Genomic DNA, 8,939 nt, shown 5'->3' on the forward strand with positions numbered 1-8,939 from the left:
TATGTAAATTCTAACAAAAAAACAGTAAAACTCAATACAAATGATAATTATTATTATTTAAATAATCATTAATACACATGATTTTATTGTTATGAAACAATATTAAAAACAAAATAAAGGTTCAAAAATTAAAAAAAGAGCCTCATATAGGCTCTTTTTTATTCATGAAAGCAACCCTTCAAATTACTTGAAATATGCCCCTTCTGATTGAGTATGATCTGTTTGATCTACAACACGCTGTAATTCTGGTACATGCTGTTTTAAAGTGGTTTCAACACCTTGTTTCAAAGTCACATCAATCGCTGAACAACCTTGGCAACCACCGCCAAACTTCAATACGGCTGTTAAACCATGTTCTGGATCATTTTGTACTTCCACAAGGCTACAATTACCGCCATGACCTTCTAAACCTGGATTAATTTCAGATTGTAATACATAAGTAATACGCTCTTCGATTGATGCATCAGGCCCTACACGTGGAACTTTCGAGTTAGGTGCACGGAAAGTCAGCTGACCACCAAAACGATCTTTATTGTAATCAATGACTGCATCAACTAAATAAGGAATCGATGGTGCATCTACATATGCAGGAAAGTCTGGATAATCCTGTTTATAGTCCGTTGGTACCACTTCTTCAGGCGCGCTATAAGCCATACAACACTCAGCACGTGGTGTTCCTGGATGCTCTACAAAAACTCGAACGCCAATTCCTGGAGTATTTTGTTTTGCTAATAGATCACGTAAATACTCTTGTGCAGAGGGAGTAATCAAAAGGTTTGGAATTTCTTCTGCGACAGCAGTGTTGGTGTTCTCAGTCGACATAACAATAATCCTCAAGCTGATGTCGTTATATTAACCGAAGATGGAGGGTAATAAAAAAAAATCAACCATTTTTGTAGGAATTATATGCAAGATGATTGTTTATTAACTTTTTAATGGCATTATTGCTTAGACACTGATCAATTTAATTCATTTATGCTACATCTACCCTTTGGTCACACTGTGACTCTGATCATTATTACCGTTGCGATTTCTTTATTAGCATTTAGCAATCAAACCGTGATGAACCGTTTGATTTTTTGGCCACCTGCGATGCAACGTGGGCAATTTGACCGTTTTATTACCCATGGCTTTGTACATGCAGATGGAACACATTTACTGTTCAACATGATTACCCTATTTTTCTTCGGTAATATCATTGAAAGCTTTTATCGTGAATTCTTCTACGATATGGGCTTTGTACTGTTTTATCTTGGTGGATTAATTTTTGCTATCTTGCCAAGTTATTTAAAACATAAAAATGATGTCCGTTGGGCGAGTCTGGGCGCTTCTGGAGCAGTCTCAGCCGTTTTATTTGCATATATTTTATTTCAACCGTGGAATTTAATTTTCGTATTCTTTATTCCAGTTCCTGCGATTATTTTTGCTATTTTATATGTGGCTTACAGTATTTGGTCTGGTAAACGTGGAAATACCAATATCAACCATAGTGCTCACTTATGGGGAGCAGCATACGGTGTCATTGTTACCGTTATACTCGAACCTAAGGTTCTACCACATTTTTTCAGCCAACTCACAAAACTCCCCTTCTAAACTAAAATATTTACACTCAATCCCTTTTGTAAATAACAAAAGGGATTATTGACAATGTATGCCAAGATACAGAAATTGAATAAAAAAATGCGTCATTCATCTAGTAGAAAAATGAATTGCACATTAAAGTCTAAAATGAATAAACAAAACTTTGGGATGAAGTTATGAAGAAAGCATTATTGTGCCTAAGCGCATTGTTCTGTTTAGGTTTATCAGCGTGTGCTGTGCATACACCTCATGGTAGCGTTGTTGTTGATCCAGATCGTACCTATGGTGGTGGCCATGGAGATTTCTGTCCTCCTGGACAGGCTAAAAAAGGTCGCTGCTAAGTTTAATTTTGTCTAAACTCACTTGTTGGGTTTAGACAATTTCCCCCTCCCGCAATCAAATGAAAATCATTACTAATTCAAACACACATTTCATCGAATAATTACTACAAATTCACACTTTCTTCACTTTTAATGATTTCATTTACCCAAATGCCATATAAAATATAAAGAACCGTATTCTCTTCATTTTGATGGGATTTCTTCAATGGATCTAATTCAACGCTGTGCAGTTAAAGAAATCCTGAACCAAGTTCAGAATGCGGATGACTGGGTTATTTTTTTAGAGCATCTCAATCATCATTTTGATGTTCAAGCATCTCAACTCTTAGCGGTTGATCTCGAAGTTCAAGCACTTTCATTTAGTATTCATCATGGTGTAAACCTTGACTCGCATCAACTTGAACAAGCAGCACTCAAGCAAATTCGTCTTGAAATTGATGATGATCCTCGTTTAAAAAAAATGCTATCTGCACCGATGAATGGTTGGATGCATTGCAAAGAACATTTCCAAGAAGATGAGATCACTCAAACACAAGTTTATCAACAAGTATTAAAACCACTTGATCTAAGATTCTGTTCTGCCATCCAAGTTATTTTTGATCATAAGGTATGTGTCATTCTTTCATTTCTGACCAGTTATGATCGTGGTCCCTTAAGCTGTTCTGAGTTGAAGCCTGTTTATGAAATTTTGCCGATCTTGCAGCAAAAAATTCAGCAATATCGACATCATTTTGAATATTCCACAATGACCCTCTTAGGCTCCCAACTTATTCAAAAGATGAAGCAAGCTATTGCAATCATTAATTTTAACGGTGATATTTTAGAACTTAATGCGGAGGCACAACAATTATTTGAAATAAATCCTCAAATTCAAATAAAACAGCGACGCTTTGTTTTTACTGGTGAGAATCAAACTATTTTCGACCAAAATCTAATCGAATTGGAGCGAAATTATAAAAATAATCCAGATCTAAGTTATGCCGAGCGAACAAAAATTATGATGTTGGATCACCAACTTTTCCTGAGCCTAGATTTACTCTCTCCTGAAAAAGCGCATAAGATTTTTGGTTTGCGACCAGTTTTGTTAGTAACATTCTCAGGCTTAAAACATAGACCCAAATATCAGAAAGAAATTTGCGCAAAACTATTTATGTTTACACCTGTAGAACACAGAATCTGTGAACAACTCCTAGATGGAAAAACGGTCAAAGAAATTGCTATGTCACAAGATATTCAATCAGATACTGTCAAAAAGCATTTACAGTCCATCTTTAAAAAGACCCAAACTCACCGTCAAAGTGAGTTGATCCAATTATTAATGCAATTTCTATAACAGCTCTAGGCAATTTCAGCAGGAAAAGCGATCACTTGATCAATTTTCATCTTATTCATTGCAACCATAAGTAAACGATCAATACCCAATGCAATACCCGAGCATTCAGGCATATGAGGTAAAGCAGATAATAGATATTGATCAGTAGGTATCATAGGTAAACCTTGTAAAGCACGTTCTTGATTATCGGCTTCAAATCGTGCTGCTAATACTTCTGCATCTAGAAGTTCATCATAGGCATTAGCAAGCTCTAAGCCTTCAATATAGACCTCAAAACGAGCTGCAACCCATTCCCCATCTTCATCTTGTTTTACTTTTGCTAATGATGCCATCTCAGATGGAAAATCTGTCAAAAATACAGGTTTGTCAAAGCCCAAACTTGGCTCTACAAAATGAGAAAATAATAAGTCCATGTAAGCCAAACGATCATCACCCAAATCAAGATTCAGACCGACACGATGTGCGGTGTCCTTAAGTTGTTTTAAGCTGGCTTGTAATGGGTTGATATCTAAACGATCTTGAAAAGCATGCTTATAACTCAAAATAATAGGACGAATTTCACCAAAACGATGTGCTAAACAGATTTCCAATAGATCCGCTGTCTCATGCATTAAGGCTTTCAAATCCATAGCAGGTCGATACCATTCCAACATGGTGAATTCGCTATTGTGTTTACGCCCATGCTCATCATCACGAAAGACTTTACAAATTTGAAAGATTGGGCCACTACCACTCGCCAACAATCGCTTCATCGGGAACTCAGGCGAAGTCTGTAAATATTGAGTATTTAATTTTCCATGAATATGACGCTGTACTTGTACTGACGCCAAATGCACATCTGTGACCCCTGCTTGAGACAAAACTGGGGTTTCAACTTCTAAAACATTTCGTTCAGCAAAAAACTGACGAATTTTATTGTACATCTCTGCACGGGCTTTTATTGCCTCAAGCGAACAAGTCGGTTGATAAGATTTCATAGTCTGGCTCATGCTTTTGGTCCACCGTGTGCTGCCCATTCACGGCGTAATGGATAATTCTTTCGGAGCAAATCAAACTCTTTCTGTTCAACTTTTCCATCCATGACACAAGCTCTTAATTTTTGATCATCTTCAGCAATATTATAAATTTGGCTAAGATGCTGCTTGAGTACTTCTTTCAAATCTTGTTGTTCAAAGAATTGCTCAACATGCGGTAATTGGGTTTCGAACTGTTTAGATATTGGATAATCAAATTTATGACAAAATGCCTCATAAATCATCTGTGTACCACGGGCCTTACCTTCAAGACTATAACCCGCAATATGCGGTGTTGCTAAAGCCAACATATCTAGTAACTGTTGCGAAATTTCAGGTTCAAACTCAAATACATCTAATACAACTTTTCGATTGTTCCTTTGGATATCTGTCATTAAAGCTGCTTCTTGAATCACTGGACCACGCGCGCTATTAATCAGTATCGCGGATTCTTTCATTTGAGCAAACGTTGCTTCATTAAATAAATGTTGTGTTGGATGATCACCAGTTGACGTTAACGGTACATGAATGGATATGGCATCAGCACGTGCTAGTAACGCATCAAACGATACATTTTCAATACCATCTAGCTGTACAAAAGGATCATAGCCAATCACTGTCCAACCTAATAATTGGGCCATTTTTGCAAGTCGACGACCAACATTACCTAAGCCAACAATCGCTAAAGTAAATTCATGATTTCTTTCTAATAATTTAATATCTAGGTGCAGCAACGCAGTGATAACATATTCTGCGACCGCTTGAGCATTACAACCCGCTGCATTCGTCCACGTGATGTTTTGTTGTTCTAGCGCTTGAATATCGAGATGATCTGTTCCAATCGTTGCACTACCGACAAACTGAATTGTAGTCTGGTCAATTAGGGCATGATTAACTTTAGTAACCGATCTAACCAATAAAGCATCAGCATTTTGAACATCTGCATGAGTCAATGTTCGCCCTGCTCGATGCTGTATTTCTGCAAATTCCGCAAAGAAATAATCGGTAAAAGCCAAATTTTCATCTGCGATAATTTTCATGCAGGATATTCCATCTGTTGATCTAGGCTTATTATCCTTAGCATCAGTCAAATTGACAAATTAAATCTCAACGTTTCCAATAAAATGGCGAGAAACATTACAACTTTGCAGAGATCATGCGACTTATTGCCAATCCTCAGAAGCAGTTTTACTTTTATAATGGCGACATATTTTATCTCTTAAAGTTCTGTTATGACGCCTTACTCTCCCTACAAAGGCAAAAATGGTATCAAGCGTATTTTGAATGCAACGGGTTATTCTCTCGCTGGGTTTAAAGCCGCATTCAGCCATGAAGCCGCTTTTAGACAAATTTTATTACTCAATCTTGTTTTAATTCCAACTAGCTTTTTTGTTGATGTTTCTGCCCTTGAACAAGCATTGATGGTCGCTGTTTGCTTACTTGCTATTATTGTAGAGTTATTTAATTCAGCAATTGAAGCTGTGGTTGATCGAATATCGTTGGAGAAACATCAGCTCTCAAAAAATGCCAAAGATATGGGCAGTGCTGCTCAATTTGTATCTCTTGGAATCATTTTTTCAACATGGATGATTATCCTGTTAAAGTGATTTGTAAATAAGAAATGCTTTTGCATTTCTTATTTTTTTTCAATACTCATAGTCATTTGATTCTAAATTAAAATCCGAATCCTAGACCAACGACAGGACCTTTTTGTACGGTATCCCATTTAAAATTACCATCAGAATAGTCTTGTGAAACGTATCGATAACCCACTCTAAAATTTACTGGGGTTGAAAATACAGCTTTACGATATCCCAAATAAGCCTGAGCGATTTGTGTTTGTTCAGTACCGTGAGTGTATTGCGCTGCTAAATTCCACGGAGAGGTAGAGTTGTAACGTATGCGCGCCCCACCAAAATATTCAAACCAATCTTTTTCAACAGCAACACCTTTGCCCAAAGCATCTAAGGTTCCCTTTAGATCTGTATAATTCACACCTAAAGTGGGTTCAATGATCCAGCCTGTACCATCAGAAAATTGTTCAAATGCACGATAATAAATTCCTGCATTACTTAAGTTTACAGTGGTCGATAATGCAATTGGGTAATTATAAACTTGCTTTTCTTCTTCAGTCTTTACATATTGAATATCAGTATAAATCCCCCACTTCCCTTTGGTTACTTCCAGATGTCCCATCAAAGCTTGATCAAGCGCCTCTAGGGTATCTTTAAAAGGTTGATCTAACTGATAGTTAATCCCTTGATAACCTATTGTTCCATTTATGTCCGCCGCAAAACCATAAATATTCAAAAAAACCTTAGTCTCACCTTGGAATGAATCTTTTATCGTATCTGCATAGGCTTGCGAGCTTAAACCCATATACCCAAGAATTAATAATGATAACCGAACCATTTTCTACTCTTAAAACCGTTTAATTATTTAAAATTTACTTATCAAGTTATTTATTTAAGTCAGATCATTAATAACGTTTTGATTGTGATTTTTCTATACTTCAAACGTAAAAAAATCCCTGCCTTGGCAGGGATTTTCTTTAAATATGAGCGACGATGTGATTACATCATACCACCCATTCCGCCCATTCCGCCCATATCTGGAGCAGCTGGTTTATCTTCTGGGATATCAGTGATCATACATTCTGTAGTCAACATTAAACCAGCAACTGAAGCAGCATGTTCTAGTGCAGAACGAGTTACTTTAGCTGGGTCAAGGATACCCATTTCTAACATATCACCGTATTCACCAGTTGCAGCGTTGTAACCAAAGTTACCTTCACCTGCTTTCACTGCGTTAATTACAACTGATGGCTCATCACCAGCATTTGAAACGATTTGACGAAGTGGAGCTTCGATTGCACGACGCAAAATATTAATACCTGCTGTTTGATCTTCGTTAGCGCCTTTTAGACCTTCTAACACATTAACAGCACGTACTAGAGCAACACCACCACCAGCAACAACACCTTCTTCAACTGCAGCACGAGTTGCGTGAAGTGCGTCATCTACGCGGTCTTTCTTCTCTTTCATTTCAACTTCAGTTGCAGCACCGATTTTAATCACCGCAACACCGCCTGCTAATTTAGCAACACGTTCTTGAAGTTTTTCTTTGTCATATTCAGACGTAGATTCTTCGATCTGCGCACGGATTTGTTGAACACGTTCAGCGATTTGTTCAGCATTACCAGCACCATCAACAATCACTGTGTTTTCTTTAGACACTGTGATTTTATGAGCAGTACCTAAATCTTGAAGAGAAGCTTGTTCTAAAGACATGCCTACTTCTTCAGAGATTACAGTTGCGCCAGTCAAGATTGCGATATCTTGAAGCATCGCTTTACGACGATCACCAAAACCTGGTGCTTTAACTGCACATACTTTGATAATACCGCGCATGTTGTTGACAACAAGAGTTGCAAGTGCTTCGCCTTCAACATCTTCCGCGATGATAAGAAGAGGTTTACCAGTTTTAGCAACTGCTTCTAAAACAGAAATCAATTCACGGATGTTGCTGATTTTTTTATCAACAAGAAGAATGAATGGATTTTCAAGTTCAGCAGTTAAAGTATCTTGTTTGTTTGCGAAGTATGGAGAGATATAACCACGGTCGAACTGCATACCTTCTACAACATCTAATGCATCTTCGAAGCCAGAACCTTCTTCTACAGTGATAACACCTTCTTTACCTACTTTTTCCATCGCTTGAGCGATAAGCTTACCAACAGTAGTATCAGAGTTTGCAGAGATCGAACCGACTTGTTCAATTGCTTTGAAATCATCAGCAGGCTTTGCATTTGCACGGATGTTCTCAACAACAGTTTTAACTGCAATATCAATACCGCGTTTTAAGTCCATTGGGTTCATACCAGCAGTTACTGATTTGATCCCTTCATTTAAGATTGCTTGAGCAAGTACAGTTGCAGTCGTTGTACCATCACCCGCGATGTCATTTGTTTTTGAAGAAACTTCACGAACAAGTTGAGCACCCATGTTTTCAAACTTGTCTTTTAAAGAAATTTCTTTAGCAACAGTTACACCATCTTTAGTGATGTGAGGTGCACCGAAAGAACGATCGATTACAACGTTACGACCTTTAGGACCTAAAGTGACTTTAACCGCATCTGCAAGTACGTTTACACCTGCAATCATTTTTGAGCGAGCTGAATCACCAAATTTTACGTCTTTAGCTGACATGTTAAACTCCGAATCTTTAAATACTTTATCTGATAATAAATGTGAGTTATGTGTCGATTAGCCTTCAAGCACAGCTAAGATATCTGACTCTTTCATAATCAAGAGTTCTTCACCGTTTACTTTTACAGTTGTACCTGCATAAGTACCGAATAATACTTTGTCTCCAACTTTAACATCCAAAGCACGTACACCATTGTCAGTGATTTGACCATTACCTACTGCGATCACTTCACCTTGAGAAGGTTTTTCAGCAGCAGAACCTGGAAGTAAAATACCACCAGCAGTCTTGGTTTCTTCTTCTACGCGACGAATCACAACACGATCATGTAACGGACGAATGTTGCTCATAGTTAACTCCATCAGACTTAGTCTTTTTTGATTAATTTGCATTGCTAATCAGTAGCAATGAACAAAAAATTTGATATGCCACATTTGTGGGGTTAAAAAAAAAGGCTTCAAGGGT

10 protein-coding genes are annotated in these 8,939 nt (G+C 37.5%); 4 read left to right on the forward strand and 6 right to left on the reverse strand.

Annotated elements, in window-relative coordinates; translation table 11 throughout:
* Positions 1-183: 183 nt before the first annotated feature.
* Positions 184-822, reverse strand: coding sequence for a Fe-S biogenesis protein NfuA (gene nfuA, locus H2677_RS11135; RefSeq protein WP_004956172.1), 639 nt, complete (start codon positions 820-822; stop codon positions 184-186).
* Positions 823-975: 153 nt separating this feature from the next.
* Between nfuA and H2677_RS11140 the strand changes: the two genes are divergently transcribed.
* From H2677_RS11140 to H2677_RS11150, 3 genes are all read left to right on the forward strand, one after another.
* Positions 976-1,593: a rhomboid family intramembrane serine protease gene (locus tag H2677_RS11140; RefSeq protein WP_125299604.1), complete on the forward strand. Its 618-nt coding sequence runs from the start codon at positions 976-978 to the stop codon at positions 1,591-1,593.
* A gap of 164 nt (positions 1,594-1,757) precedes the next feature.
* Positions 1,758-1,922, forward strand: coding sequence for a hypothetical protein (locus H2677_RS11145; protein ID WP_004912673.1), 165 nt, complete (start codon positions 1,758-1,760; stop codon positions 1,920-1,922).
* Between the two features lie 205 nt (positions 1,923-2,127).
* A complete protein-coding gene (locus H2677_RS11150; RefSeq protein ID WP_212638559.1) occupies positions 2,128-3,255 on the forward strand; it encodes a helix-turn-helix transcriptional regulator in 1,128 nt (375 codons plus the stop codon).
* Between the two features lie 5 nt (positions 3,256-3,260).
* Here the strand turns inward: H2677_RS11150 and epmA are convergent, their stop codons facing one another.
* Together epmA and H2677_RS11160 are read right to left on the reverse strand one after the other, a co-directional pair.
* The gene (gene epmA / locus H2677_RS11155; protein ID WP_212638560.1) at positions 3,261-4,244 is read right to left on the reverse strand and encodes an EF-P lysine aminoacylase EpmA; all 984 of its coding nucleotides are present in this window, start codon (positions 4,242-4,244) and stop codon (positions 3,261-3,263) included.
* The gene (locus H2677_RS11160; protein ID WP_212638561.1) at positions 4,241-5,308 is read right to left on the reverse strand and encodes a 4-phosphoerythronate dehydrogenase; all 1,068 of its coding nucleotides are present in this window, start codon (positions 5,306-5,308) and stop codon (positions 4,241-4,243) included. The genes epmA and H2677_RS11160 overlap by 4 nt, the downstream gene beginning before the upstream one ends.
* Before the next feature lie 192 nt (positions 5,309-5,500).
* On the opposite strand from H2677_RS11160, the gene H2677_RS11165 reads away from it, so the two are divergent.
* Positions 5,501-5,875 (forward strand): diacylglycerol kinase, encoded by a 375-nt coding sequence (locus H2677_RS11165; protein ID WP_212638562.1) that lies wholly within the window; start codon positions 5,501-5,503, stop codon positions 5,873-5,875.
* A 67-nt stretch (positions 5,876-5,942) separates the two neighbouring features.
* Here H2677_RS11165 and H2677_RS11170 read toward each other — a convergent pair whose 3' ends face one another.
* The 3 genes from H2677_RS11170 to H2677_RS11180 form a co-directional block, all read right to left on the reverse strand.
* Positions 5,943-6,680, reverse strand: coding sequence for a porin family protein (locus tag H2677_RS11170; protein ID WP_212638563.1), 738 nt, complete (start codon positions 6,678-6,680; stop codon positions 5,943-5,945).
* Positions 6,681-6,841: 161 nt separating this feature from the next.
* On the reverse strand, positions 6,842-8,476 hold the full coding sequence (groL, locus tag H2677_RS11175) for a chaperonin GroEL (protein WP_004956155.1): 1,635 nt from the start codon (positions 8,474-8,476) through the stop codon (positions 6,842-6,844).
* A gap of 57 nt (positions 8,477-8,533) precedes the next feature.
* A complete protein-coding gene (locus H2677_RS11180; protein ID WP_000065579.1) occupies positions 8,534-8,824 on the reverse strand; it encodes a co-chaperone GroES in 291 nt (96 codons plus the stop codon).
* Positions 8,825-8,939 lie beyond the last annotated feature (115 nt).

Source organism: Acinetobacter junii (assembly GCF_018336855.1).
Taxonomy (GTDB): domain Bacteria; phylum Pseudomonadota; class Gammaproteobacteria; order Pseudomonadales; family Moraxellaceae; genus Acinetobacter; species Acinetobacter junii.

Excerpts from the sequence above, each read along its gene's own strand:
- groL (WP_004956155.1), bottom strand. The coding sequence starts at position 8,476 with ATGTCAGCTAAAGACGTAAAATTTGGTGATTCAGCTCGCTCAAAAATG.
- nfuA (WP_004956172.1), bottom strand. The coding sequence starts at position 822 with ATGTCGACTGAGAACACCAACACTGCTGTCGCAGAAGAAATTCCAAAC.
- H2677_RS11145 (WP_004912673.1), top strand. The coding sequence starts at position 1,758 with ATGAAGAAAGCATTATTGTGCCTAAGCGCATTGTTCTGTTTAGGTTTA.
- H2677_RS11180 (WP_000065579.1), bottom strand. The coding sequence starts at position 8,824 with ATGAGCAACATTCGTCCGTTACATGATCGTGTTGTGATTCGTCGCGTA.
- H2677_RS11150 (WP_212638559.1), top strand. The coding sequence starts at position 2,128 with ATGGATCTAATTCAACGCTGTGCAGTTAAAGAAATCCTGAACCAAGTT.
- epmA (WP_212638560.1), bottom strand. The coding sequence starts at position 4,244 with ATGAGCCAGACTATGAAATCTTATCAACCGACTTGTTCGCTTGAGGCA.
- H2677_RS11140 (WP_125299604.1), top strand. The coding sequence starts at position 976 with ATGCTACATCTACCCTTTGGTCACACTGTGACTCTGATCATTATTACC.
- H2677_RS11160 (WP_212638561.1), bottom strand. The coding sequence starts at position 5,308 with ATGAAAATTATCGCAGATGAAAATTTGGCTTTTACCGATTATTTCTTT.
- H2677_RS11170 (WP_212638563.1), bottom strand. The coding sequence starts at position 6,680 with ATGGTTCGGTTATCATTATTAATTCTTGGGTATATGGGTTTAAGCTCG.
- H2677_RS11165 (WP_212638562.1), top strand. The coding sequence starts at position 5,501 with ATGACGCCTTACTCTCCCTACAAAGGCAAAAATGGTATCAAGCGTATT.